The sequence below is a fragment of the Nonomuraea sp. CA-143628 genome (assembly GCF_050942315.1).
Classification (GTDB): Bacteria; Actinomycetota; Actinomycetes; order Streptosporangiales; family Streptosporangiaceae; genus Nonomuraea.
In genome coordinates, this window is sequence record NZ_CP192072.1 from 7,575,075 (window position 1) to 7,599,262 (window position 24,188).

Consider the following 24,188-nt stretch of genomic DNA (forward strand, 5'->3'; position numbering starts at 1 on the left):
CCATGCTAGAGGCCGATCGCCTCCGCCGCGTCCTTGTCCGTCACGACCGACTTGCCCTCCGACACCTGGAGTGCCCCGGTCATGATGGCGACGACCTCGGCCATGCTGTGGTCGCCCGGCTTGATCTGGGCGACGCGGCGGCCGAGCCGCTGGACGTGGATGCGGTCGGCGATCTCGAAGACGTGCGGCATGTTGTGGCTGATCAGGACGACGGGCATGCCGCGGTCGCGGACCCGCTTGATCATGTCCAGCACCTGCCCCGACTCCTTGACGCCGAGTGCGGCGGTCGGCTCGTCCATGACCACGACGTGGGAGGCCCACGCCACGGCCCTGGCCACGGCCACGCCCTGCCGCTGGCCGCCGGACAGCGACTCGACCGGCTGGGTGAGGGAGCGCAGGCCGATCTTCAGGTCGGCCATGTGCTTGGCCGACTCCTCGCGCATCCGCTTCTTGTCGAGCATCCGGAAGATCGTGCCGAGCGGTCCTGGCTTGCGGAGCTCGCGGCCGAGGAACATGTTCGTCGAGATGTCGAGCGAGGCGGCGACGGCGAGCTCCTGGTAGACGGTCTCGATGCCGAGCCGGCGCGCCTCCAGGGGGTCGCGGATGCGCACGGGCTTGCCGTCGAGCAGGATCTCGCCCTCGTCGGGCTGCAGCGCGCCGGTCAGCGCCTTGATCAGGCTGGTCTTGCCGGCGCCGTTGTCGCCGATCACGGCGAGCACCTCGCCGGGCATCAGGTCGAAGTCGGCGCCGTCGAGCGCGACCACGTGGCCGTATCGCTTGACCAGGCCGCGGGCCTGGAGCACGGGGGTCATCGGGTCCTCCTGCGGGAGAGCTGGTCGACGGCGACGGCGAGGATCACCAGGATGCCGGTGATGAGCGTCTGGTAAATCGACGGTACGCCCATGAGCTGCAGGCCGTTACGGAAGACCCCCACGATGAGGGCGCCGATCAGCGTGCCGAGCACCAGGCCCCGGCCGCCGAACAGGCTGGTCCCGCCGAGTACGACCGCGGTGATGCTGTCGAGGTTGTCCGTCTGACCGGCCTGCGGGTCGCCCACGCCGGTCCTGGAGACGAGCAGCAGGGCGGCGATGCCGTAGACGAGGCCCGCGACGGTGTAGACGCCGATCGTCAGCCGCTGTGTGCGGATGCCGGTCAGCCGCGCGACCTCCTGGCTGTTGCCGAGCGCGTACACGTGGCGGCCCCACGCGGTGTACCCCAGCAGGTAGGCGAAGAGCAGGAACAGCAGGATCGTGAGCAGCGACCCGTAGGTGACGTTCGTGCCGCCGACCTTGAAGGTCTGCCCCAGGAAGGTCAGCGCGCCCGGGAGGTCGGTGACCGTCTGGTCCTCGGAGTAGATGTGGGTCAGCGCGAACACCACGTTCAGCATGCCCAGCGTGACGATGAACGGCGGCAGCGAGATCCGCGTCACCAGCAGCCCGTTGGCCAGCCCGAACGCGGCGCAGACCGCGAGCCCGGCGGCGACCGCGAGCAGCGGGGGCAGCCCGCTGCCGACGGCCAGCTTGGTCATCACGATGCCGCCGAACGCCATGATCGCGCCGTTGGACAGGTCGATGCCGGCGGTCAGGATGATAAGCGTCTGGCCGATGGCGAGCGTGCCGACGACCATCACCTGCTGGATGATCAGCGAGAAGTTGCCGCCGGTGAGGAACTGGTCGCTGTTGACCGCGAAGAACACGCAGGCCAGCACGAGCGCGGCCAGCGGTCCCGCCGTCGGTGTGGTGATGATGCGGCGCGGCAGCGTCGCTTCCATGACGGCCATGTCAGCCCCAGCAGTTGGCCAGACCGAAGGTGGTGTCCTTGGACTCCACTCCCGGAACGGCCTTGTCGGTGATCAGGGTGACGCCGGTGTCGATGTAGCCCTTGGGCTTGGCCCCGCCCTTGGCGAAGTCGGCGACGGCCTTGACGCCGTCCTCGGCCATCTTCAGCGGGTACTGCTGCGAGGTCGCGGCGATCTGCCCGCTCTTGACGGCCTTGACGCCGGTGCAGCCGCCGTCCACCGAGACGATCAGCACGTCCTTCTCGCGGCCCTTGGCCTTGAGCGCGGTGTAGGCGCCGAGCGCGGCGGGCTCGTTGATGGTGTAGACGAGGTTGATGTCGGGCGCCTTCTGCAGGCAGTTCTCCATCGCCTCCTGGCCCTTGGACTGGTCACCGCGGGTGTCCTGGGAGCAGGCGATGGACGGGTCGCCGTTGGCGATGCCGAAGCCCTTCAGGAAGCCGTCGTGGCGCAGCTGGCCGACCGTGATGCCGGGCGCCAGGTCCAGTGTGGCGATCTTGGCGGTCTTGCCGGCCATGGCGCCCTTGGCGTACTGGCCGATCAGCTCGCCCGCCTTGAGGTTGTCGGTGGCGAACAGCGCGTCGGTGGCGTCCTGCGGGTCCGTCGGCGTGTCCAGCGCGATCACCACGACGCCGGCGTCCCTGGCCTTCTTGATCGCGGGCACGATCGCCTTGGTGTCGTTGGGCGTGATGAGGATGCCCTTCACCCCGGCCGCGACCATGTTCTCGATCGCGGTGAGCTGGGAGGCGTTGTCCCCGTCGAACTTGCCCGCCGCGGTCATCAGCTCCAGACCCGACGCCTTGGCGGCCTGCTGCGCGCCTTCCTTCATCTTGACGAAGAACGGGTTGGTCTCTGTCTTCGTGATCAGCCCGACCTTGTTGGTGCTGGTGGAGGCCTTCTGCTCGTTGCCGCCACAGCCGGTGACAAGGAGCGCGGCGGCCAGAAGTCCGGCCGAGAGCCTAGCAATCATGGTGGCTTCCTATCAGGGATGATTCAATGTCATCGTTGACATATGTCAACGTTGACATTCGCCGTGCTGCGATGATGGACTCCCTTTCTAGAAACGTCAATGCCCCCTGGGTGTAACAAATCTGCAAACATGGCTGAAAGGTTGGCCCTGATGATCGCTGTCCTGGGCGAATGCGTCGCCGACGCCTTCGCCGACCGGCGCCCCGGCGAGCTGGAGCTCCGGGTTCTGCCGGGCGGCGGACCCGCGAACACGGCGGTGGCTCTGGCCCGGCTCGGCACCTCGACGCGGTTCCTGGGGCGCGTGTCGGGCGACGTGTTCGGCGAGCTGTTCCGCGAGCACCTCGCCTCATCCGGGGTGGACCTGTCGGCCGTCGTGCCGGCCGCCGAGCCGAGCACGCTGGCGGTGGCCTCGCTCGACGAGCGCGGCCAGGCGGCCTACAGCTTCCACGCCGAGGGCACCGCCGACTGGCAGTGGACGCCCGAGGAGCTGGCCGCCGTCGACCCGAGCGGGTGGTCCTGCCTGCACACGGGGTCTCTCGCGCTGGTCAGGCGGCCGGGCGGCGCCGCGGTGGAGTCGTTCGCGGCGGACGCCCGCGCGCACGCGACGGTCTCGATCGATCCGAACGTACGGCCCAGCCTGGCCGGCCGGGACGCCTATCCGGTGGAGCGGTGGTGCGCGGTGGCCGACATCCTCAAGCTCAGCGACGACGACCTGTCCTTCCTGATGCCGGACCAGCCGTTGGAACGTGCCTGCGACACCTGGCACGCGGCCGGGGCCAGGCTCATCGTGATCACCCGGGGCGCGGACGGCGCGCTGGTGTCGCTGGACGGGGAGCGCGCGACGGTACGGGCCCCCCGGGTCGAGGTCGTCGACACCGTGGGCGCCGGTGACTCCTTCACCGCCGGGCTGCTGCACCGGCTGGGCGTGCGGGGGCTGCTCGGCGGCCGGCTGGACGGGCTGGACCTGGAGACGGCCGCCGACGCCGCCGCCTTCGCGGCCCGGGTGGCGGCGCTGACCTGCTCGGTCGCGGGGGCCAACCCGCCGTGGGCGCACCAGCTCAACGAGACCGCCGGGCGGTGACGTCGTACGGGATCCCGCCGTACAGACGATCCGGCCCGGCGGCGCGGTTGGTTCAGGAGCCGGCGGGCCAGGTGATCTGCCCGGAGTGGTAGTAGTTCACGCCCATGACGCGCCAGCGCGGCCCCTGGGCGCCGAGCCGCTGCTTGAAGGCGTTCCAGTCGTGCTTGGCGTACGGGGACCAGCCCAGCTCGGCGATGGCGGGCAGGCGTGGGAAGGCCATGTACTCGATGTCGGCCGGCGTCCTGATCGTCTCGGTCCACAGCGGCGCCTCCACGCCCAGGACCTGCTGGGCCGGCAGGCCGGTCAGGTAGGCGCCCGGGTTCCAGCCGTAGGCGTCCTTGACCTCGATCAGCCCGGCCCAGTCCTGGCCGAGCGGGGTGCGCCGGTTGTACTTCATGTCGAGGTAGGCGCGGCTGGCCGGGGACATGATGACCTTCCGCCCGGCGCCCGCGACGGCGCTGTCGTCCGGCGTGGTGCCCCAGTATTGAGCGATGGTGGAGGGCAGCGGCGTCGCCTTGACGATGTCGTGCCAGCCGATGACGGTCTTGCCGTGCGCGGCGGCGATGGCCTGCGCCCGGTTCATGAACGCGGCGTAGTCGGCCGGCTTGGTGGAGCTGGCCTCGTCGCCGCCGAGGTGCAGGTAGAGGCCGGGGGTGAGCGCGGCCAGCTCGCCGAGCACCTGGTCGATGAAGGTGTAGGTGAGCTCCTTCGACGTGCACAGCGAGCTGAAGCCGACGTCGGTGCCGGTGTAGAGGGGCGGCGCGACGCCGTCGCAGTTCAGCTCGGCGTAGGAGGCCAGGGCGGCGTTCGTGTGGCCGGGCAGGTCGATCTCGGGCACGACCGTGATGTTGCGGGCCGCGGCGTAGGCCACGAGCTCCTGATACTGGGCCTTGGTGTAGTAGCCGCCCGGATCGCCGCCGACGGCGGTGCTGCCGCCGTAGGTGGCCAGCCTGGGCCAGGAGTCGACGACGATCCGCCACCCCTGGTCGTCGGACAGATGCAGGTGCAGGTAGTTGATCTTGTAGAGGGCGATCTGGTCGATGTAGCGCTGGACGGCGGCCAGGGGGAAGAAGTGGCGGGCGACGTCGAGCATGGCGCCGCGGTAGGCGTAGCGCGGCGCGTCGGTGATCCGGCCGCCCTGCACGGGCCACGGTCCCGGCTGGACGCTCGCGCTGTCGGCCGCGTACGGCAGCAGCTGCCGCAGCGTCTGCACCCCGTTGAACAGCCCGGCGGCCCCGTTGGCCAGCACGGTGATTCCGGTGGCGGTCACATCGAGGCGATAGGCCTCCTCCCCACCGCTCACGCTGCCCAGCCGCAGCGAGATGCCGCCGGCGGGCGGCGCGGCCACGATCGGCACGGGGTAGCCGGTCGAGCGCCGCAACTGCCGGGCCAGCTGCTCGCCGACGGCGGGGACGTCGGTGTAGAGGCTGGTGGCCGAGGTGATCCGGTACGTGACCCCGGCGGCGGGCGTCGCGCTGACCGGCGCGGGGACCACCCCGCCGAAGCTCAGGGGCGCGGCGGCGCGCGCGCCCGGGGAGGCGGAGACCGACGTGGCGACGAGCGCCGCCACCAGGATCAGCACTGTGCGCAGGCTCATGGCCTCACCATACGGACGTGATCCGCGCTAGTAAAGAAACTTTCCAAATAACGCTTGCACGCGCCCGGCCAGCGGCCTTCAAGAGCCTCGCAACCACCGCGCCCAACCATCGGAGAGTCACCTAAGCGATATCCACTCGGCCGCCAGACGAGGACAGAGATATGCGACGCCTTCTCGGGGTCATCACCCCGTTAGTCATCGGCCTGCTCTCCGCGGGTCTGGTCACCGCCGAGCCCGCGACGGCACAGCCCGCGCGGACGGCCGACACGCCGCCCGGCCTGAGCACCTACTATGGCCAGCGGCTCGCCTGGACCCCCTGCAAGGGGGGTTTCCAGTGCGCGAAGCTCAAGGTGCCGCTCGACTACACCAAGCCGTCGGGCAAGCGGATCGAGATCGCCGTGATCAAACTGCCGGCGAAGGGCGCCAAGCGCCTGGGCTCTGTGGTGATCAACTTTGGCGGTCCCGGCGGGTCGGGTGTCGACCTGCTGAGAGGTACGGCGAAGGTGAAGTTCACCGCCGCCCTCCGTTCGCGCTTCGACCTGGTCAGCTTCGATCCGCGCGGTGTGGGAGCCTCCACCCCCGTGCGCTGCATGTCCACCCAGGTGGCCGACTGGTACCACTCCGTCGACAATTCCCCGGACTCGAAGGCCGAGGTGAAGATGTACAACTACGCGCAGTTGCGGCTCGCGCAGGCGTGCCAGGCCAACTCCGGCGCGATCCTGCCCTTCGTGGGCACGCCGAACGCCGCGCGTGACATGGACGTGCTGCGCGCCGGTCTCGGCGAGTCGCGCATGACCTACCTGGGCTTCTCCTACGGCACCCTGCTCGGCGCCACGTACGCGAACCTGTTCCCGGCCAGGGTGCGCGCGATGGTGCTCGACGGCGCCGAGGACCCCTCGACGACGGCGACCGAGTTCGGCTCGGGCCAGCAGGACGGCTTCGGCGTGGCCTTCGAGTCCTTCGCGCGGGACTGCTTCACGCACAAGGACTGCCCCTTCAAGAAGCACACGACCGCCGCGGTCATCAAGCAGATGCGCGCCCTGCACGACCGGACCGAGAAGGCGCCGCTGGTCAACACCTATGACGGCAGGCAGGCCACGCAGGCGCTCGTGTACACCGGCCTCGACAGCCTCCTGTACGACCAGCGGTCGTGGCCGGCCCTGCGGCAGGCGCTCGGCACGGCGTTCAAGGGCGACGGCACGCTGCTGCTGCAGTACGCCGACCAGTACAACGAGCGCGGCGCAGACGCGACCTACGCCAACATGATGGAGGCGCACGCGGCCATCGACTGTCTCGACCATCCGACCTGGCGGCGAGCGGTGCGCCAGGCCAAGGCGATCAGCTCCGGCAAGGCCGTGGCCAGTGCGTGCGACTTCTGGCCGGTCAGGAGCAAGACGGTCAACAGGGCCATCCACGCCAAGGGCGCGCCGCCCATCCTGGTGGTCGGCACCCTGCGCGACCCCGCCACACCGTACAAGTGGGCCAAGGCGCTGGCCTCCCAGCTGTCCTCGGGCGTGTTGCTGAGCTTCGACGGTGACGGCCACACCGCCTACGGCACCGGCTCGGCCTGCGTGAACACCTCCGTCGACCGCTACCTGGTCACCCGGGTGCCGCCGCGTGACGGGAAGATGTGCCCGAAGATCTGACCCGGCCCCGGTCGTGCGCGACCGGGGTCAGCTCGTGTCGTCGTCGCCCTTGGCCGAGCGGTCCATCGCCGGTTGGACGAACCAGGTCCACACGGCCAGCGCGGCGACGACGACGGCCGTGATCACCGCCACCGTGTTGTGGAACAGGTAGTCGACCACCAGCATGGTGGCCGCGGTCATCGAGACGGCCAGGGCCAGGGCCCCGGCGATGCCGTACATGTTGGAGCGGCGGACCAGCATCTCCTTCAGTCCCTGGCGGAAGAGCACCCGGTGCTGGGCGGCCGGGGCGATGTAGCAGATCGACGCGATGGCGGCGCTGACCAGCGCCACGTAGAACAGCCGCCGGTCGGCCAGACTCAGCTTGTCGAACCCCTGTGAGAACGGGACCGTCAGCAGGAACGCGAACAGCACCTGGACTCCGGTCACCGCCACCCGTGCGCTCTGCAGCAGCTCCACGAAGTTGCGATCGGCCCGCTCCTTCTGAGTTTCCCTGTCCGGTTCCATGTGCCTACATCTACCGAGATCAGGGAAATTCATGCGAAAGACCTGTTTCAGGTGAGCAGGCGGGCGGGAGTGATCGGCAGGTCGCGGACGCGAATGCCGGTCGCGTGATAGACCGCGTTGCCGATGGCGGCCGCGGTGCCGACGATGCCGATCTCGCCGATGCCCTTGGTACCCATCGGGTTGAGGTGCCGGTCGTCCTCCTCGATCCAGGCCGCGTCGATCCGCTCGATGTCCGCGCACACCGGCACGTGGTATTGAGCCAGGTCGTGGTTGCTGAACCCGCCGAACTCGTCGTCGATGACGCTCTCCTCCATCAACGCCATGCCCACGCCCATCGTCATGCCGCCGACGAACTGCGACCTGGCCAGCTGCTCGTCGATGATCCGCCCGGCGGCGAAGATGCCCAGCAGATGCGACACACGGATCTCGCCGGTGTCCATGTCCACCCGTACCCGGGCGAACTGGGCACCGAAAGCGTGTCTGGCCAGGTCCTGCTGCGCCTTGATGGCGTCGGTGGTGTCGGCGGCGCCGTGCTTGCCGTCGCGCAGCGCCTCCTCGCAGGCGGCCACCACGGCCGAGCCCCAGGAGGCGGTGCCCATGGAGCCGCCGGCCACCGGGGCGGGGGGCAGGTCGCTGTCGCCCAGCTCGAGCCGCACCTGGTCGGGCGGGACGCCGAGCGCGGTCGCGGCGATCTTGGTCAGCGCGGTGCGGGCGCCGGTGCCGAGGTCGACGGCGGCCACGCGGACGACATAGCCGCCGTTCTCGACGGTGGCGGTGGCCTGGGACGGGCGCCGGAAGGCCGGGAAGGTGGAGGAGGCGACGCCGGTGCCGATGAGCCAGCGCCCCTGGCGGCGGACGCCCGGCGTCGGGTCGCGCCCCTCCCAGCCGAACCGGCGGGCGCCCTCCAGCAGACAGGCCACCAGGTTGCGGGAGCTGAACGGCAGGCCGCTCTCCGGCTCGGTCTCCGCGTCGTTGAGCACGCGCAGCTCGACGGGATCCAGGCCGGTGGCGATGGCCAGCTCGTCCATGGCCGACTCCAGCGCGTACATGCCGGGGCATTCGCCCGGTGCGCGCATCCACGACGGGGTGGCCACGTCCAGCCGGACCAGCCGGTGGGCCGTGCGCAACGCGGGCGTCTCGTACATGGTGCGGGCCGGGGTGGCGGTCTGCTCGGCGAACTCGACCAGCGTCGAGCTCTGCTCGGCGACCTCATGCTCGACGGCGGTCAGGCGGCCGTCGGCGTCGGCGCCGAGCCGGACCCGCTGGATCGTCGGCGTCCGGTAGCCGGTGACGTCGAACAGCTGCTGCCGGGTCAGCGCCACCTTCACCGGCCGCCCGACGGCCCGCGCCGCCAGGACGGCGAGCATGGTGCCGGGGCGAATGGTGCCCTTGGACCCGAAGCCGCCGCCGATGTGGCGGCAGACCACGCGCACCCGCTCGGCGGGCAGGCCGAGCGTCTTGGCGATCATGGCGCGGGCCGTGGACACGCCCTGGGTCGAGTCGTAGACGGTCAGGTCTCCGTCGCCGCTCCAGACGGCGAGCGTGGCGTGCGGTTCCATCGGGTTGTTGTGCACGGCCGGGGTCGTGTACGTCACGTCCACGGTGACGGCCGCCGCGGCCAGCCCGGCCGCCAGGTCGCCCTTCTCGGTGTCGGCCGGGTAGAACGGGTTCACCTTCTCCGGCCGGTAGAGCCCGGGATGATCTCCGCGCAGCCGTACGTCGTGCGGGTCCTCCTCGTAGATGACCCGCACCTCCCGCGCGGCCGCGCGGGCGTCCTCATAGGTGTCGGCGACGACGACGGCGACGAACTGCCCCCGGTAGGCGACCTCGCGGCGCTGGAACAGCGCGAGCTCCGGGTCCGCGTCGGGGGCCAGCTCGGGCGGGTCCTCGCTGGACAGTACGGCCAGCACCCCCGGCATGGCGAGCGCCCCCGCCGCGTCGATCGAGGTGATGCGGCCCCTGACGATCCCGGCCTGGACCGGGTAGGCGTAGGTGACGCCCTCGATCGGGTATTCGGCCGAGTAGGTCGCGCGGCCGGTGACCTTGTCGTGCCCCTCGATCCGGGTCATGGTGCCAGCTCCAGCAGGGTGCGGACGATGAGGTTGCGGGCCAGCGGCACCTTGTGCGCGTTGCGCGGCAGCGGTCGCGCCCGCTCCAGCTCGGCCTCGGCGGCCCGGGTGAAACTCTCCTCGTCCGCCGGGGCGCCGCGCAGCGCCCGCTCGGCGCTCTCGCACCGCCACGGCACGTGCGCCACTCCCCCGAGCGCGATCCGGCAGTCGCGTACGGTCCCGTCCCCCTCGACGTCGAGGGCGGCGGCGATGGACACCAGCGCGAACGCGAACGAGGCGCGCTCGCGGACCTTGCGGTAACGGGAGGCGCCCGGCGGCGGAGTGGGCAGGTGCACGGCGGTGACCAGCTCGCCGGGCGCCAGCACGGTGTCGCGCTCGGGCTCGTCGCCAGGCAGCCGGTGCAGCCCCGGCATCGGAACCACCCGGTCGCCGCCGGGCCCGGTGACGTGTACGCGGGCGTCGAGCGCGGCCAGCGCCACCGCCATGTCCGACGGATGGGTGGCCACGCACGCGGGGGAATGTCCGAGGATGGCCAGATTGCTGTGGTCGCCGCCGATCGCCGGGCAGCCGGATCCGGGCCGCCGCTTGTTGCACGGCTTGGAGACGTCCTGGAAGTACGGGCAGCGGGTGCGCTGCAGCAGGTTGCCGCCCACGGTCGCCATGTTGCGGATCTGCCCGGACGCCCCGGCCAGCACCGCCCGCGCCAGCATCGGGTAACGCTCGCGGACCAGCGGATGGAGGCCGAGGTCGCTGTTGCGTACGGCGGCGCCGACGCGCAGCCCGTCGCCGTCGGGCTCGATCCGGTCGAGCGGCAGCCGGCTCACGTCCACCAGGAACTCGGGCTCGGCAACGCCCAGACGCATGAGGTCGACGAGGTTGGTGCCGCCGCCCAGGTACATCGCACCGGGCCGGAACCTGGCCACGGCGTCGGCGGGGTCGCCGGCTCGCGCGTACTCGAAGGGTCTCATCCGGCCACCTCCGCGATCGCGGTGACGATGTTCGGGTAGGCGCCGCACCGGCACAGGTTGCCGCTCATGCGCTCGCGGATCTCCTCGGCCGTCAGCGCCGGGTCGGCGGCCAGGTCCTCGGTGACGGCGCTCGGACCGCCCTCGGCCAGCATCCCGGCGGCCGAGCAGAGCTGGCCGGGGGTGCAGTAGCCGCATTGGAAGGCGTCATGCTCGATGAAGGCGGCTTGGAGCGGGTGCGGCCGGTCGCCGTCCGCCAGGCCCTCGACGGTGGTGATGTCCGATCCGTCCTGCGCCACGGCCAGCGCCAGGCAGGCGTTGGCCCGCCGGCCGTCGATCAGCACGGTGCACGCGCCGCACTGGCCGTGATCGCAGCCCTTCTTGGAGCCGGTCAGTCCGAGCCGCTCGCGCAGCAGATCCAGCAGCGAGACGCGCGGGTCCACCTCCACGGTCCGCCGCGAACCGTTGACCCGCAGGGTGATCTCCATGGCGCTCGCCTACCCGGTGCGCGGACGGCTCAACCTCACGTCGACCTTGTTCCCTTGGTCGGCTCTGTCCGGAGAAATGCCCGGTGAGAGACTGAAGGGTGACGAAGGGGGACGTCATGATCGAGGTCAAGAGCATCGACAAGCCCGACGAGCGCCGGGACTTCCCGATGGGCCACTTCGAGGTGTGCAACCTGACGGGCCTGAGCTTCGGTGTGGCGACGTTCGAACCCGGATGGCGCTGGTCGGCGTCCATCAAGCCGATCGTCGGCACCGATTCGTGCCAGGTTCACCACAACGGGTTCGTCGTCCGCGGCCGGCTCCGCATCCGGATGGACGACGGCACCGAGGCCGAGATCGGCCCGGGAGAGGTCTTCGTCGCCCCGCCCGGACACGACGCCTGGGTGGTCGGGAACGAGCAGGTAGAGGTGTACGACTTCGCGGGCGGCGCCGCGGAGTACGCCAAGGCACGGAGCGCCTGAGGCCTGCTTTTCGGCGGGGGGTCGTCGGCGCGGCGACCCTGACCGCCGGCCCTTTCGTTCAGACCGTGACGACGACCTTTCCCACGACATGGCCCTCTTCCTGGTAGCGGACGGCCGCCGGGATCTCCTCGAACGCGTAAGTGCGGTCGATGACCGGAGTGATCTCGCCGTCCTCGATGAGCCGGGTCAGCGTCAGCAGATTCTGCCGCTTCTCCCGGCAGCCGACCACGTCTGTCATGACCATTCTCTGGGACACGAAGGGCCCGAGCGCCAGCGCCGCGAACACGTGAGCGGCGGGCTGGAACCATCGGCCGGGCGGTCCGCCGATGGCGACGTGGGCGCCCTTGGGGGTCAGCGCCCGGCGGCAGGCCGCTCCTGAACGGCTTCCCGCGATGTCCAGCAGCAGGTCGTAACGCTGTCCGTTCCGGGTGAAGTCCTCGGTGGTGTAGTCGATGACCTCGGTGGCGCCGAGCGACTTGACCAGGTCCACGTTCCGCGCGCCGCAGACGGCGCTGACCTCCGCGCCGAGCGCTCGGGCGATCTGCACGGCGAACGTCCCCACCCCGCCCGACGCCCCGTTGACAAGGACCTTCTGCCCGGACTGGAGACGGCCCTGGTCGCACAGGCCCATGAGGGCGGTGTTGGCCGCCATCGGCACCGCAGCCGCCTGCTCGAACGAGAGGTTCTTCGGCTTCGGCGCCAGGTCGCTCGCCCGGACGCACGCGTATTCGGCGAAGCCGCCCTGGTTGGACTGCGCGAAGACCTCGTCGCCGGGGCTGAACTCCGTCACATCCTTACCGACCGCCTCGACCTGCCCCGCCAGGTCGGCGCCCAGGATGTGGATCTTCGGCCCGCGCAGCCCGAGGCTGCCGGGCATCAGGCGCGCCATATACGGCTCGCCTCTCATGTGGTGCCAGTCGTAGGGCTGTATGGAGGTGGCACGGACCCGGATCAGCACCTCGTCGTCGCCGGGTATGGGCTTGTCGATCTCGGTGATGGCCAGGTCGTCGGGTGAGCCGTACGTGCGTAAGACGATCGCCTTCATCACGGGTGCCTCCGATTCGTACAACGTAAGTCGTACGTCGTAAGGTACTCTTACGGCGTAAGGTGGTCAAGGCTCCTCTTACGGCGCAAGGCTTAGCCGGACTCGACCGGCGAGCGCGGGGGTCAGGCGCGGGTCAGGCGGTCTCGCGCAACCTGTCGAGACCGTCGAGGATCAGATCCAGCCCGAACTCGAACTCGGTCTGGTCGTCGCACCACCCCAGCGTGGAGTCGGGGTCGTCGTGGGCGATCTCCCGCAGCATCCCGACGAGGTGGGGCAGCTGCTCGGCCATGGCGTCGAGCATGGCCGCGGATTCGTCACCGGCCCCGTCACCCGGATCGAACATCTCCTGGGTGAACCCCAGAGCCCGGCTCCCCAGGGCGTGCAGCGCGTGATGGGCCAGGTCGTTGGAGAAGCCACCGTCTCGCATGAGCCCGATCAGGGCATCGAAGTACTGGACGACGGCCGGGCTCACGTCAGTACGGGTCTCGAAGACGCGCGGCGCCCAGGGGTGGCGGAGGAAGACCTGGCGGGCGGTCAGGATCCGCTGCCGCACTGCCGCTTTCCAGGCGGCCCCCTTGGAGGGCACGTCGATCCGGCCGACCGCCTCGTTGATCTCGCCGGCGATGACGCCGACGATGCCGTCCAGGACGTCTTCCTTCTTGGCCACGTGGTAGTAGAGCGACATCGCCTCGGCGTCGAGCTCTTCCGCGAGACGACGCATCGTGAGCGACTCGATGCCGCCTTCGTCGGCGACCTTGATCGCGGCCCGGAGCACCCGATCTCTGCTCAACGGGGTGCGGGGCTCGGTCCTTGGTCCATTCCGCGTGGCCACCTAGATCAACCTCCGCGCCATATCGTACAACGTAAGTTCAGGCCCGATGGCCGCCAGGTCAGCGTTCGTACTGGTCGGCCAGTTCGACGCCGATCCGCGCCAGCTCCGCCTGGACCGACCTCGGCTCGACCACCTCGATCATCGCGCCCCAGCCGGCCAGGTTCCTGGCGATGTCCAGCGGGGTCGGCGCCGCGAGGCGGACCCGGACCCGGCCGTGGTCGAGCTCGCCGTCGGTGTGGCAGTGCCGCCCGAAGTGGGTACGCAGCACCGGCACGAACCTGGCCTCGATGATCACGGTCGCCCACGTACGCGAACGCCGCCGCTCCACCTCCCCCACGACCTGCTCCCAGGCGTCGGCGAGCGTGAAATCGTCCGGGCGCTCGGCGACCTGGTCGGTCGGCTCGGCCTCGATGATCCGGTCGACCCGGAAGGTTCGCTGCCCTCGTTCGGTCCCGGCGATCAGATACCAGATGTCGTCCTTGTCGACCAAGCCCCACGGGTCGATCAACCGTTCGGTCCGCTCGCGGGCGCTGTTGGTGTAGGTCAGGCGGACCTTCCGCCGGCGGACCACGGCGGCCTGGAGCAGGTCGACCAGCTCGGGGCGGCGACGATCGCGCTCGCCCCACCGGGTGGGGTCGATCATCGTCGCGCCGGCGGCGGCCTCGGCATCGGCCCGGAAGGTCTGCGGCAGCGCCCGTACGAGCTTGCGCAGCGCCGCCTTGGCCTCACCCGAGACGGCCGCGGCCGGTCCGACGAGCAGGAACAGCGCCTGCGCCTCGGTCGCCGACAGGCCGCTGAGATCGGTACGGGCGCCGCCGACGAGCGACCAGCCGCCGCCGCGTCCGGCCTGCGGATAGACCGGGATGCCCGCCGCGGACAGCGCCTCCAGATCGCGGCGGGCGGTGGCGACGGACACCTCGAGCTCGTCGGCCAGCTCGGCGGCGGTCACCCGGCCACGGCTCTGCATGAGCAGGAGGGCCGCGACGAGCCGGTCAGCGCGCATGTCCCCATCTTCTCCAAGAAAGTGGTCAATTGGTGAGCACTTTAGCTTGGAGGATATTCATCGACACCGACCGGAAGTAAGGAACACCCCATGTTGCGTGGACTCACCACCGTCAGCTTCTTCGCCGACGGCGTCCCGGCCGCCCGGGACTGGTACACCGAACTGCTCGGCATCGAGCCGTACTTCGCGCGCCCGGCCGAGGGGCCGCCCGCGTACGTCGAGTTCCGCCTCGGCGACTACCAGCACGAATTCGGCATCGTCGACCGCCGATTCGCCCCGCACGGCCGGTCCGACCAGCCCGGCGGCGCGGTGATCTACTGGCACGTGGACGATGTCGAGGCCGCGTTCGAGCGGCTGCTGTCCCTGGGTGCCACCGTGCACGACAAGCCGGTCGAGCGAGGGCCGGGATTCGTCACCGCGTCCGTGGTCGATCCCTTCGGGAACATCCTCGGCGTGATGTACAACGAGCACTACCTGGAGATCTTCGGGACGCGGCCTACGGGGTCCATCTGATGCTGGGATTGATGCCGCCGGTCCAGTTGAAGGTGGCCATGTTGTCCCACTGGTCGCCGGTGCCGTTGATGTTGGCCGGATCCCAGCCGTTGCCGGAGATGGCGTACCAGGTCGGCTCCCAATAGAAGACGCCGATCGCGCCCGCGCCGCGCGCCGTGTTCTGGACCGCGGCGAACTCGTTCGCCTGCCCCGCCCAGGTGGCCGGGTAGCCCGAGCACGGTGCCGAGCCGGTCACCACGTTCCCCTCGCTGTCGGCGTTGGCCGCGGTGAACGGGTAGGCGGTCTCCGCCACGATGACCGGCTTGCCGTAGCGGGACCTCGCGTCGTTGATCACCGTGGACAGGGTGGACAGCGGGCCGTGCCACATGCAGTAGTAGGACAGGGCGGTGATGTCCCACGGCACGCCCTTGGCCCTGATCCCGTCGTAGAACCAGCGGGCGTTGGCGAGACTGTCGGCGTCGGCGGTGTGGATGATCACCTGGGTGCCGCCGTTGCACGCCTTGGTCGCGTTGTATCCGGCCTTGAGCAGCAGGCTCAGGTTGGTGAAGTCGTTGTTGATGACCTTGCCGTCGTTCCAGAGCATCCCGACGTTGATCTCGTTGCCGATCTGCACGCTGTCGGGCGTGGTGCCCTGCGCCTTCAGGCTGTTGCAGACGTCGTAGGTGTAGTTGTAGACGTCCGTCTGGAGCTGACCGATGCCGTGACTCGCCCACGCCGCCGGCTTGAACTGCTTGCCCGGGTCGGCCCAGGTGTCCGAATAGTGGAAGTCGATCATCAGGCCGAGCCCCTTGGCCTTGACCGTCCTGGCGTAGGCCAGGACCTTCGCCTTGTTGTTGTAGCCGCTCGCCGGGTTGTTCCACACGCGTAAGCGGACGTAGTTGACGCCGACGCCGGCGAGGATGTCCAGCGGGTCGGCGGCCGTCCCGGCGGCGTTGTAGTACTTGGCCCCGAGGTCCAGGCTCCGCTGGACCGACGAGACGTCGGCGCCGCGCATGGTCAGCGTGGCGGCCGAGGCGGGGGTGGGGTTCACGAGTGCGACGGCGAGCAGGGTCGCCAGTGCGAGGAGGAGCGTGCCCCCGATCCTCCAGGGGCGGTTCAGGTGGTTGACGGCCATCCCGATCTCCTTGCTCAAGAAATGGGTGGGCTCCTCTGTGAACGTTCACAGACACTCTTGAGCATGAGGATAAAGAAGGATCTCCCGCCGGGGAAGAGTGGTCCCCGGGAATTCAACCCTCGAAGAAGGTCATCTCAACTCCGGAGACCGTGCGCCGGACGGCGGCGAACCCGTCCAGCTGGGCGCGCTCGCACCCGGCCTCATTCAGCCGCCCACGCCCGGCCTCATTCAGCCGCTCGCACCCGGCATCACCCAGCTGCTCACGCATGGCCTCACTCAGCGGCTCACGCCCGGCCCCGCTCAGCCGCTCATGTACGGCCTCGCTCAGATAGACGCGACCGGGCCTGCCGAGATCCTGCGCCATCTTGGAGGCGAGATTCACCGGCGCACCCGCGACATCCCACCCACCGCCCGGCGTCTCACCCGCCAGCAGCGGCCCGGCGGCCACCCCGATCCGGCAGACGATCTCGTGCTCGGCCAGGCTCACGCGCAGGCCCTGCGCGAAGCGTACGGCCGGCGCGGCCTCCTCGAACAGGTAGAGGGCCAGAGGTCCAGCGATCTTGATCTCCACGGCACCCCGCGCGGGCATGAGCCGGAGCCCCGTCTCCTTCAGCACGGCCGACAGGCCCAGCCCTCTCAGCAGCCCGAGCTCAGGCGTCTCGGCCGGGGCGACGCTCCGCTCGACCAGGACCACCGTCCGGTCCTGGAGGTGCTCGGCGGCCAGCCGCCGGGCCAGCTCGACGTCCTCGGGACGGCGCTCCAACCTCAGCAGGTCCCCGTAGAAGGCCGCGGAGTAGGGAATCGGGTAACGCAGATCCTCGGCCGACCGCACATCGTCCGGCCGCAGATCCTCCTCCGGCCGCACATTGTCGGCCGACCGCACATCGTCCGGCCGGGGGCCGTCGAGCACCTGGTAGACGACGCCCACCAGACTCTCGGGGCCGTCCTTGCGGCGCAGGACGAAGGAGTGGCCGGGCGGCAACCGGTCGACGACCGCCCCCGTCACCACGAGCTCCCCGCCTTCGGTGTGGTTCTCCGCGATGTCCTCGATCGCGTCCGCCTCCGGACCGTACAGCCCACCGGCCAGGCCGTAGAAACTCCCGTAATGCGTACCGATGCCGATCCGTACGCGGCTATGGCGTTCGATCTCGTCCTGGACCTTCAGCAGGGCCGACAGCAGCACCCCCGCGTCCGCCGATTCCGGATGGAACATCTGGGCGTTGTCCGCCGCCCACACGCCCACCGCCTCGCCGCCGATGGCCCTGGTGTGGGTGTGCAGGATCCGCTTGGGCCGGTCGATGAGCGCCAGCACCTCCAGCAGACCCAGCCGCTGACTAAGCTTCGTCAGCCCGGCCGAGTCGGACACCACGCTGTAACCGCGGACCGCGAATCGGCCCAGCAGCCGCCGCGCGTCCTCGTGGCTTTGACCGGTGTCACGCCACTGCTCGATCAACGCCAGCGGCAGACCGGCCGCGGAGCGCGGCTCGGTGTCGAAGGTACTCGGGATGTACGCGCCCGTGGGGGGTTCGGAAGCCACCCGACCACCGCATATCACTCAGTGCACTTATATGAACGCACTCTGTGATGACTTCGTCGCGCACCCGTCTCAGCGTCTTGAATTCCCTGTGGTTCCCTGAAGGAATCAGGCAACTCGGACAGGCGTAGCCTGCTTGGGGCCGCCCCCGTGCTTGGCAAGCGTGAGCACGGGGGTGGCTTTGGCGTGGTGGAAGCCGGTCCGATGGTGGGAATTCCTGACATGCCCTGTCCGGTCCGGCTGGTGCCGCCCCGGCTTGGGTGCACGGCCCGCCGGACGCTGTCCACCGCTGGCAGGCGGTGGGGCGGGCACCGTGCGCCGGTCGGGCACACGGCTGGAGGTCATCGCCTGCTCGGCCGGGTTGTTCGCTGAGTGGCCGGCCGAATTGTTGATAGGTTTGTTGGGGGTTCGGGTGGGGCGTTTCGGGGTGGGGCGGTTCTTGGACCGGTCGCGCGCGGCTGGTCGGGGGTGCAGGTCGGTTCGGGTGCGGCGGGCGCGCCGGGCGGCGCGGGTGGGTTTACGCGGTCGGCGGGCGCGGGCCACGTTGCCTTCCACAATGGTGACGATGGTGCGGGCGCCGGTGGAGCGATGGGTGCGGGTGGCGTTCTGGCCGAGCAGGCCACGCGAGACGATCCGCTCGGCCGCCGCCCAGTCTCGGTCGCAGGACAGGCCGCAGGCCGGGCAGTAGGCCCAGGTCCAGCCCTTCTCGGTGAGCCGGTCGGGGGCCGGGCAGTGAGTAAGCGGCGACGTGCCGGTGCCGCAGCGGGGACAGAAGCGGGAGGTGCCGCGCGCCGGGACGGTGACCACCGCGATGGTGTGCTTGGCCGCCAGGTGCCGGATCGCCTCGACGATCTGCCCGCGTACCTGCCCCGACAGGCGCGCGTTCGCCCGTCCTCGGCGGCCGCGCGCTTCCAGGGTGGCCAGGTCTTCCAGATAGATGACCGTCGCCCCCGCAAACACCGCCTGGTCGACCGCCCAGCGTGACGCCGACCAGGCCAGCGCCTTGTTCAGATGCCGGATGCGGGCGCACAGCCGCTCGTGCTCGACCCCGATGCGCTGCCAGGCCGCGGCCAGCTGGGCGAAACGAGGATCAGCGGGCGTAATCCGCGCCAGGAGCCGTTCCTGATGGCGGTGCTTGGCGGCCAGATGCTGCCGCTCAGCCCGCAACCGGTGCAGCTTGGCCGACACGCCGCGCGCATCGTAGGCCAGCGGCCGCCCGTCGCCGATCACCCGGCCATCGGAGGTCTCCCGGCCCTCGGTCAGGTGTCCGGCCGTGCCGGTCAGCACGGTGTTGAGGCCCCAGTCGAAGCCGCACCCGACCGTGTGGCCGGTGGCGGGCGCGACAGTAATCGGGATCTTGAACGGCAGATCGACGCGCACCCGGCCCTTACTCACCCGCACGGTGGGGGCGCACAGCTTCGCCTCCGGCGCGACGGTCGGCGGCAACGCCAGTGGCAGCACATGCCACGCCCAGTCCCTGGCGCAGGTGGGCGACTGGACCAGGGGAAGCCGCACCCGCAACAGAGCACCGCGCTCGCCGGTGCGCTGCAGGGTGAGCAGTTGCCGGTCGGCCGCCGCCAGCACCACCTGCGCCGCCACCTTCGGCGGCTCCTCCAAATCGGTCAGATCGGCCGGGAACACCTCATGCCGGTCGAGATAAGCACGGATCTGCCGGGTCCGGTTACGAACCTCCGCCACGCTCACCCCGTCCGGCAGCACAGCGCGCAACGCCACCCACTCGGCATCCGTCCGGACACCCGGATCGCGCGGCCAACTCGCCACGATCGCCGCCACCACCACGCGCCGGTGTACCGCCAGCCGCAACAGGCGAGCGGCCTGCTCCTGCGCACACCGCAGCACCCGATCGCACACATGTACGCCCGCGGCCGGGCCCACACCCCAGCCCAGCCTGCGGACAGCCATCCAGCCCTTCGACGGCAACACCCGCCCGTCCAACCCCCGCCCAGACGCCAACGCATCCAGATCAGCCGCACTCCACCGAGCTGCGACGATACAGGCGGTAAGATCTCCCGCCAGGCCGCTCAGCCAGGCGACCCGCTGTGCCAGGAGCGGCTGCGCGACGACCTCACCGGTCGCCTCCACCGTGGCGGCATGCGCGGTGCAGGTCGCGGTCGCGGTGAGCGCACTGCCAGAGGGCATCGACGCGAGACGGCATCGATGCGTGTCCCGCACAACCTGCATCCCCGCCACCCCCATCCGCACGATGTGTAACAGCAACGCTACCAAGAGTTTGCCGCGCTGGATAGAACATGTGAGCGATACCCGTTCGCCGGACACCGTCGCCCTCTCAGCGCACCGCGAGCCAACACCCCATCCGCCAGACCACACGGCAACAACCGCTCACCGGCCACGGCTGCGACCCTGCGGGCACATCTCCACGGGCACAGCGTGGACAACGAGATCGAGACCGGGACACCCCACCGACCGCCCCGAAACCGATCCACAGCGCCCTCCGGCCAAGGACACGAACATGACCGCCACATGCCTATCCACACCGACCCAAGCCGGATACACCCCAGACGCCTGACTGCCATCACCCTCAACAAAGCCACTTCGAGGTCATGGCAGAACCTCAGGTTTCCATAGCGAATGCGAAGGACCGTTCCTACCCTCCGGCCAGCGGGACAAGCTTGACGAACGAGATCACCGGATCCGCGGTCAGGTCGATCGACTCGTCCAGATCCTCGATCTGATGATCACCGACCAGCAGGAGGAATCCGTTGCGCGCGAACGCCCGCTCGGCGATGTCCGCCTGACGCTCCCAGTCGATCCGCCGCGCCGCGCGCATCCGGTAGCCGTTCAGCTCGACCTCGGCGTCGTCGGGCTTGACCAGCCCGTTGAACCTGGGCGAGGGTGCCGCGTTGTACCGGGCGACCTCCTCGCGCACGCGCAGCCGCAGCAGCTCACGCGCGGTGATCCGATCCGGCAGACCGGGCAGCGTGAACTCCTCCAGCGGCCGGCCACTCGCGCTCTCGTCACGAAAGGTGACCTGGGCCATCGATGATCTCCTGTGGTAGCGGGGTGAGATCCTTGGCTATCAGCCGCCTCCGACAAACTGGCCCGCGGCGAACCCTCACCGCGAGAGGCGGTGAATTCTGTCGGACGACTCCGGCATGATCCAGGGCATGCGCGAACTCACCGTCGACGAGACGGTCACGGCCGCCTTCGCATCCACGAGTTGGATCATGGAGGCGATCGTCCAGGAGCTTGAGCTGGAGGGACGTTCATACTCCTGGCTCTGGCCGGATGACCGGGACGAACGGCGTGACGAGAAGCTGCGGCGCCAGGCCCGGAATGTCCGGCAGGAGCGGGTGCGACGGCTGCGCCACGCCGAGGGCGCCGACCGCAGGGCCGCCGTGATCTACCTGGCTCAACCCGGGCTGGACGAATACTACGAGGAGCTGGAGCTGGCCCTGTCCGGCTCCGACGGCTGGACCGCCACCGATGTGGCCGCGCTGCTCTCTGTCGCGCACAGCCGGGAGTTTCAGTACTGGGACGCCACCTGGGTGTGCCGGGTCGTGGACCTGGTGCTGGAAATCGACATCGCCGAGCGGCAACACCTGCGCGAGCCGTTCACCCGGCTGATCGAGGCCATGGCCCACGTCCAACTGCCTGCCGACGACCGACGACGTCTGCACCGCCGGATCGCGCTGGCCCTGCCCGGCGGCCCGACGACGCTGCCGCTGTCGGCGCTGGTACGCGCCGACACCTGGGCCTCGTCCGTACGCGAACACCTTGGGGACGCGCCCGCACCCCACCTGGTCAAGCTGGTCGAGCATCTGTGCGAGGTACATACGCCGCGGCCCACCCAGACGTGGCGCGCCCGCTGCCTGACCCTGCTGGAGCCGGCCGGTGCGCGGGAGTTCGTGCGGTTCGCGCTGACGGCCTTCGTCCGCGAGGTGTCCGACGACGGCAACCGGCGGATGGTGTCCGAGGCGAACACGGATGTGGCCCGCGGGACCATCTGGGCGGCGACGCTGGCCCGGGTCGACGATCTGGCGGCCACTCTGACCTGGCTGGCCGTCCATCTGGGTGGCGACCGCGCCCGGTTCACGCAGGATGCGGTGATCGCCGGTGCCGCGATCAACGCGCTCGGCGAGGGCGAAGACCCGCAGCCGCTCTGGCGGCTCCAGACCTCGATCAAGCATCGGGCGCTGCGCAAGCAGGTCGACACCGCGCTCGCCACGGCCGCCGGACACGCCGGGATCACACCGGCCCAGCTGCTGGAGCGGGGGGTGCCGGCCCACGGACTCGCCACCGACGGGACCCGGTCGTGGCGGCTGGGTGACCACACCGTGGTGCTGACCGTCCAGGACGCGGTCACCGTACGACTCGGCTTCACCGCCGCCGACGGCACCGCGATCCGTGCCCTCCCCGCGGCGGTGAAGGAAACCCATGCCGAGGAGCTCAAGGCCATCAAGGCCGTCCAGAAGGAGGTCCGCCAGACGCTGGCCGCCGAGCGCGCCCGATTGGAGGGACTGTTCACCGTCGACCGGACCTGGTCGCATGAGGACTGGACCCGTCATTACCTGAACCATCCGATCACCGGGGTGGTGGCGCGCGGGCTGATCTGGGAGGCGGATGGGACGGCCTTCCTTCCCGGCGACGCCCCGCCCGGTGCCGAGGTCCGGCTGTGGCATCCCGCGCGCGCCGCGCTGACCGAAGTGGCGGCCTGGCGGGAGGCGGTGACCGAGCGACGGCTGCGCCAGCCGTACAAGCAGGCCTTCCGGGAGGTCTACCTGCTCACCCCCGCCGAGGAGAGCACCGGGGTCTACTCCCATCGGTTCGCCGCCCACATCGTCGACCACCCGCGGCTGTACGCGCTGCTCAAGGAGCGCGGCTGGCAGACGCTCTGGCTGCGCGCCTTCCACGGCGAGCAGGAAGCCGTGGCCAAGAAGGAACTGGCGGAGGGCGCCTGGCGGGTCCGCTTCCGCTACGAGACCGCCGCGGTGGCCGACCACGAGGTGACCCTGGCCGCCACCGACCAGGTCCGCTTCGACCGGCGCGACGGGCGCGCCTGGCGGGAGACGCCACTGGCGCGGGTTCCGCCGCTGGTGTTCAGCGAGGCGATGCGGGACGTGGACCTGTTCATCGCGGTCACCTCGATCGCCGCCGACCCGGACTGGATCGACCGGGGCGAGGAGCATTTCGGCGGTGGCGAGGAGCGTTTCGGTGGGTATGTGCGCGAGGCCGCCTTCGGCGCGCTGCCGCCGTCGGCCGAGGTCCGCCGCGACGCGCTGGCCCGAATCCTCCCCCGTACGAGGATCGCCGACCGCTGCACGCTCACCGACCGCTACCTGGTCGTCCGCGGCGACCTGCGCACCTACCGGATCCACCTGGGCAGCGGCAACATCCTCATGAGCCCCGGCGACGTCTACCTGTGCATCGTCACAGCCCGTAAGCGCGACGCCAAGCTGTTCCTGCCCTTCGAGGAGGACGGCCGCCTGGCCCTCATCCTCAGCAAGGCCTTCCTCCTGGCCCACGACAGCAAGATCACCGACGAGACCATCCTCCAGCAGATCCGCCGGTCATGACCTCAACGGCTCGCTGACGCGGCCACGTCCTGGAGCGCCGTAATCAGGCGACGGCCAGAGTAGTCAGCCGGCCGGGGAAACTTCTGCTGGTGGTGACAGGCCCAATAGCCGGCGGTGCGTTGTTCGATGGGCGTCAGGAGATCGGGGGTGGGCGCTCCGGCGGGCCCGGCCGGAACGCCGCCGACCGGCACCGCGACGAGGAAGCCGACGGTGCGGGCGGCCAGCACGACGTCGTGCCCAGTCGCCGTCAGGCTGCCGTCGAACACCGCCAGCCCCAGGATGAACGGCAGCGCCCACGTGGCCAAGTGATCCCCGACCACAGCCGCAGGAACGCCGCCTCGCGCAGCACCGAGGTCATCGGCCGAGGGAGCGCAGGTAGGCGCCCAGGTCTTCGGCCCCCTTGACGTTGCGCGGCCCGCTGACGGCATCGCCGTAGGACATGGCGTACTGGCCGGCGGCGCGGTCATGCATCTCGGAGCCATGGCCGCTGTTCGCAACGACGGTGTCCAGGCGTGGACAGCTGCAACCGCACCTCTACGCCGGCCTCCTCGTCGCCCCTTCCTCCTGATAGCCGCAGCCGCAGGCCTGTTGTACACCACCTCGGGCGGAGATCACTCGGCGCACGCCTCGGGCGGCCATCAGTTCGGAGGCGCGTCCGACACCGGTGCGGACCGGGCGGCAGTGGACAAGGGCCTGTTCAGCCCGTTGGAAAATCGCTTGGCCGACGGAAGCCAACGGTCCCTACCTGCTGAAAGAAATGCGCCACTCATGCCGCACACCCACCCTCAGCTCCAGCGCGGCCATGCAGGTCCGGCCGCCCATGCCGACTTCTACACGATGTCGAACCTAAGTCGTAGAACCCGCGTATCTCGTCATGACGACGGCCACGACCGCTTTGTGGATGCAGCCTGATGAGCCTGAAGGCCTGGCCGCATCACGACGGAGAGAGGGTTTGTGATGAGACATAAACATGGCTCCTGCATCCGCCAAAGGACGGTG

General features: G+C 70.1%; 21 protein-coding genes. 5 read left to right on the plus strand and 16 right to left on the minus strand.

Translation table 11 applies throughout. The annotated features are described in order from the left end of the window. Positions 1 to 5 precede the first annotated feature (5 nt). From ACQP2T_RS34650 to ACQP2T_RS34660, 3 genes are read right to left on the minus strand one after another with little or no spacing between them, the layout of a single operon-like run. Positions 6 to 812 carry an ATP-binding cassette domain-containing protein gene (locus tag ACQP2T_RS34650; protein ID WP_357957305.1) on the minus strand — a complete coding sequence of 269 codons (807 nt, stop codon included), beginning with the start codon at positions 810 to 812 and terminating at the stop codon, positions 6 to 8. Continuing rightward, entirely contained in the window at positions 809 to 1,780 is a 972-nt protein-coding gene (locus ACQP2T_RS34655; protein ID WP_433509095.1) for an ABC transporter permease, read from the minus strand. Before ACQP2T_RS34655 ends, ACQP2T_RS34650 begins: the two co-directional genes overlap by 4 nt. A 1-nt stretch (position 1,781) precedes the next feature. Continuing rightward, entirely contained in the window at positions 1,782 to 2,765 is a 984-nt protein-coding gene (locus ACQP2T_RS34660; RefSeq protein ID WP_433509096.1) for a sugar ABC transporter substrate-binding protein, read from the minus strand. Between the two features lie 150 nt (positions 2,766 to 2,915). Here ACQP2T_RS34660 and ACQP2T_RS34665 point away from each other — a divergent pair, with 150 nt between their 5' ends. Then, positions 2,916 to 3,845 (plus strand): carbohydrate kinase family protein, encoded by a 930-nt coding sequence (locus ACQP2T_RS34665; protein ID WP_433509097.1) that lies wholly within the window; start codon positions 2,916 to 2,918, stop codon positions 3,843 to 3,845. 52 nt (positions 3,846 to 3,897) lie between these two features. Here ACQP2T_RS34665 and ACQP2T_RS34670 read toward each other — a convergent pair whose 3' ends face one another. After that, on the minus strand, positions 3,898 to 5,442 hold the full coding sequence (locus ACQP2T_RS34670) for a beta-N-acetylhexosaminidase (RefSeq protein ID WP_433509098.1): 1,545 nt from the start codon (positions 5,440 to 5,442) through the stop codon (positions 3,898 to 3,900). 161 nt (positions 5,443 to 5,603) lie between these two features. On the opposite strand from ACQP2T_RS34670, the gene ACQP2T_RS34675 reads away from it, so the two are divergent. Beyond that, entirely contained in the window at positions 5,604 to 7,088 is a 1,485-nt protein-coding gene (locus ACQP2T_RS34675) for an alpha/beta hydrolase (protein WP_433509099.1), read from the plus strand. Positions 7,089 to 7,115: 27 nt separating this feature from the next. On the opposite strand, the gene ACQP2T_RS34680 is transcribed toward ACQP2T_RS34675, so the two are convergent. Genes ACQP2T_RS34680 through ACQP2T_RS34695 form a run of 4 tightly spaced genes read right to left on the minus strand, consistent with a single transcriptional unit; the run spans position 7,116 to position 11,114 of the window. Beyond that, the gene (locus ACQP2T_RS34680) at positions 7,116 to 7,592 is read right to left on the minus strand and encodes a DUF6328 family protein (RefSeq protein WP_433509100.1); all 477 of its coding nucleotides are present in this window, start codon (positions 7,590 to 7,592) and stop codon (positions 7,116 to 7,118) included. 47 nt (positions 7,593 to 7,639) lie between these two features. After that, entirely contained in the window at positions 7,640 to 9,661 is a 2,022-nt protein-coding gene (locus ACQP2T_RS34685; RefSeq protein WP_433509101.1) for a xanthine dehydrogenase family protein molybdopterin-binding subunit, read from the minus strand. After that, positions 9,658 to 10,629 carry an FAD binding domain-containing protein gene (locus ACQP2T_RS34690; RefSeq protein ID WP_433509102.1) on the minus strand — a complete coding sequence of 324 codons (972 nt, stop codon included), beginning with the start codon at positions 10,627 to 10,629 and terminating at the stop codon, positions 9,658 to 9,660. The genes ACQP2T_RS34685 and ACQP2T_RS34690 overlap by 4 nt, the downstream gene beginning before the upstream one ends. Next, complete coding sequence (locus tag ACQP2T_RS34695) at positions 10,626 to 11,114, minus strand: 2Fe-2S iron-sulfur cluster-binding protein (RefSeq protein WP_433509103.1); 489 nt, start codon at positions 11,112 to 11,114, stop codon at positions 10,626 to 10,628. The genes ACQP2T_RS34690 and ACQP2T_RS34695 overlap by 4 nt, the downstream gene beginning before the upstream one ends. A gap of 116 nt (positions 11,115 to 11,230) precedes the next feature. Here ACQP2T_RS34695 and ACQP2T_RS34700 point away from each other — a divergent pair, with 116 nt between their 5' ends. Further along, on the plus strand, positions 11,231 to 11,593 hold the full coding sequence (locus tag ACQP2T_RS34700) for a cupin domain-containing protein (protein ID WP_433509104.1): 363 nt from the start codon (positions 11,231 to 11,233) through the stop codon (positions 11,591 to 11,593). A gap of 58 nt (positions 11,594 to 11,651) precedes the next feature. Here the strand turns inward: ACQP2T_RS34700 and ACQP2T_RS34705 are convergent, their stop codons facing one another. The 3 genes from ACQP2T_RS34705 to ACQP2T_RS34715 all read right to left on the minus strand — a co-directional run bounded on the left by ACQP2T_RS34705 (position 11,652) and on the right by ACQP2T_RS34715 (position 14,473). Further along, on the minus strand, positions 11,652 to 12,638 hold the full coding sequence (locus ACQP2T_RS34705; RefSeq protein WP_433509105.1) for an NAD(P)-dependent alcohol dehydrogenase: 987 nt from the start codon (positions 12,636 to 12,638) through the stop codon (positions 11,652 to 11,654). Positions 12,639 to 12,771: 133 nt separating this feature from the next. Further along, complete coding sequence (locus ACQP2T_RS34710; RefSeq protein WP_433509106.1) at positions 12,772 to 13,470, minus strand: TetR/AcrR family transcriptional regulator C-terminal domain-containing protein; 699 nt, start codon at positions 13,468 to 13,470, stop codon at positions 12,772 to 12,774. A 58-nt stretch (positions 13,471 to 13,528) separates the two neighbouring features. Further along, positions 13,529 to 14,473 (minus strand): helix-turn-helix transcriptional regulator, encoded by a 945-nt coding sequence (locus ACQP2T_RS34715; protein WP_433509107.1) that lies wholly within the window; start codon positions 14,471 to 14,473, stop codon positions 13,529 to 13,531. A 90-nt stretch (positions 14,474 to 14,563) separates the two neighbouring features. Here ACQP2T_RS34715 and ACQP2T_RS34720 point away from each other — a divergent pair, with 90 nt between their 5' ends. Beyond that, a complete protein-coding gene (locus ACQP2T_RS34720; protein ID WP_433509108.1) occupies positions 14,564 to 14,986 on the plus strand; it encodes a VOC family protein in 423 nt (140 codons plus the stop codon). Here ACQP2T_RS34720 and ACQP2T_RS34725 read toward each other — a convergent pair. The 4 genes from ACQP2T_RS34725 to ACQP2T_RS34740 form a co-directional block, all read right to left on the minus strand. Beyond that, positions 14,970 to 16,118 carry a glycoside hydrolase family 53 protein gene (locus ACQP2T_RS34725; protein ID WP_433509109.1) on the minus strand — a complete coding sequence of 383 codons (1,149 nt, stop codon included), beginning with the start codon at positions 16,116 to 16,118 and terminating at the stop codon, positions 14,970 to 14,972. The two genes, ACQP2T_RS34720 and ACQP2T_RS34725, sit on opposite strands and share 17 nt — an antisense overlap. Before the next feature lie 94 nt (positions 16,119 to 16,212). Continuing rightward, complete coding sequence (locus ACQP2T_RS34730; RefSeq protein ID WP_433509110.1) at positions 16,213 to 17,412, minus strand: adenylate/guanylate cyclase domain-containing protein; 1,200 nt, start codon at positions 17,410 to 17,412, stop codon at positions 16,213 to 16,215. A 330-nt stretch (positions 17,413 to 17,742) separates the two neighbouring features. Beyond that, a complete protein-coding gene (locus ACQP2T_RS34735; protein ID WP_433509111.1) occupies positions 17,743 to 19,794 on the minus strand; it encodes a zinc ribbon domain-containing protein in 2,052 nt (683 codons plus the stop codon). 466 nt (positions 19,795 to 20,260) lie between these two features. Beyond that, positions 20,261 to 20,653 (minus strand): hypothetical protein, encoded by a 393-nt coding sequence (locus ACQP2T_RS34740; protein ID WP_433509112.1) that lies wholly within the window; start codon positions 20,651 to 20,653, stop codon positions 20,261 to 20,263. Positions 20,654 to 20,780: 127 nt separating this feature from the next. Between ACQP2T_RS34740 and ACQP2T_RS34745 the strand changes: the two genes are divergently transcribed. After that, positions 20,781 to 23,189 carry a DUF4132 domain-containing protein gene (locus tag ACQP2T_RS34745; protein ID WP_433509113.1) on the plus strand — a complete coding sequence of 803 codons (2,409 nt, stop codon included), beginning with the start codon at positions 20,781 to 20,783 and terminating at the stop codon, positions 23,187 to 23,189. 2 nt (positions 23,190 to 23,191) lie between these two features. Here ACQP2T_RS34745 and ACQP2T_RS34750 read toward each other — a convergent pair whose 3' ends face one another. Further along, the gene (locus ACQP2T_RS34750) at positions 23,192 to 23,494 is read right to left on the minus strand and encodes a hypothetical protein (protein ID WP_433509114.1); all 303 of its coding nucleotides are present in this window, start codon (positions 23,492 to 23,494) and stop codon (positions 23,192 to 23,194) included. Positions 23,495 to 24,188: the final 694 nt, after the last annotated feature.

Bases quoted from the DNA above. Each gene is read 5' to 3' on its own strand.
- ACQP2T_RS34745 (WP_433509113.1), top strand. From the start codon at position 20,781: ATGCGCGAACTCACCGTCGACGAGACGGTCACGGCCGCCTTCGCATCC.
- ACQP2T_RS34715 (WP_433509107.1), bottom strand. From the start codon at position 14,473: ATGCGCGCTGACCGGCTCGTCGCGGCCCTCCTGCTCATGCAGAGCCGT.
- ACQP2T_RS34705 (WP_433509105.1), bottom strand. From the start codon at position 12,638: ATGAAGGCGATCGTCTTACGCACGTACGGCTCACCCGACGACCTGGCC.
- ACQP2T_RS34735 (WP_433509111.1), bottom strand. From the start codon at position 19,794: ATGCCCTCTGGCAGTGCGCTCACCGCGACCGCGACCTGCACCGCGCAT.
- ACQP2T_RS34670 (WP_433509098.1), bottom strand. From the start codon at position 5,442: ATGAGCCTGCGCACAGTGCTGATCCTGGTGGCGGCGCTCGTCGCCACG.
- ACQP2T_RS34675 (WP_433509099.1), top strand. From the start codon at position 5,604: ATGCGACGCCTTCTCGGGGTCATCACCCCGTTAGTCATCGGCCTGCTC.
- ACQP2T_RS34680 (WP_433509100.1), bottom strand. From the start codon at position 7,592: ATGGAACCGGACAGGGAAACTCAGAAGGAGCGGGCCGATCGCAACTTC.
- ACQP2T_RS34690 (WP_433509102.1), bottom strand. From the start codon at position 10,629: ATGAGACCCTTCGAGTACGCGCGAGCCGGCGACCCCGCCGACGCCGTG.
- ACQP2T_RS34650 (WP_357957305.1), bottom strand. From the start codon at position 812: ATGACCCCCGTGCTCCAGGCCCGCGGCCTGGTCAAGCGATACGGCCAC.
- ACQP2T_RS34740 (WP_433509112.1), bottom strand. From the start codon at position 20,653: ATGGCCCAGGTCACCTTTCGTGACGAGAGCGCGAGTGGCCGGCCGCTG.
- ACQP2T_RS34720 (WP_433509108.1), top strand. From the start codon at position 14,564: ATGTTGCGTGGACTCACCACCGTCAGCTTCTTCGCCGACGGCGTCCCG.
- ACQP2T_RS34685 (WP_433509101.1), bottom strand. From the start codon at position 9,661: ATGACCCGGATCGAGGGGCACGACAAGGTCACCGGCCGCGCGACCTAC.
- ACQP2T_RS34700 (WP_433509104.1), top strand. From the start codon at position 11,231: ATGATCGAGGTCAAGAGCATCGACAAGCCCGACGAGCGCCGGGACTTC.
- ACQP2T_RS34665 (WP_433509097.1), top strand. From the start codon at position 2,916: ATGATCGCTGTCCTGGGCGAATGCGTCGCCGACGCCTTCGCCGACCGG.
- ACQP2T_RS34660 (WP_433509096.1), bottom strand. From the start codon at position 2,765: ATGATTGCTAGGCTCTCGGCCGGACTTCTGGCCGCCGCGCTCCTTGTC.
- ACQP2T_RS34695 (WP_433509103.1), bottom strand. From the start codon at position 11,114: ATGGAGATCACCCTGCGGGTCAACGGTTCGCGGCGGACCGTGGAGGTG.
- ACQP2T_RS34655 (WP_433509095.1), bottom strand. From the start codon at position 1,780: ATGGCCGTCATGGAAGCGACGCTGCCGCGCCGCATCATCACCACACCG.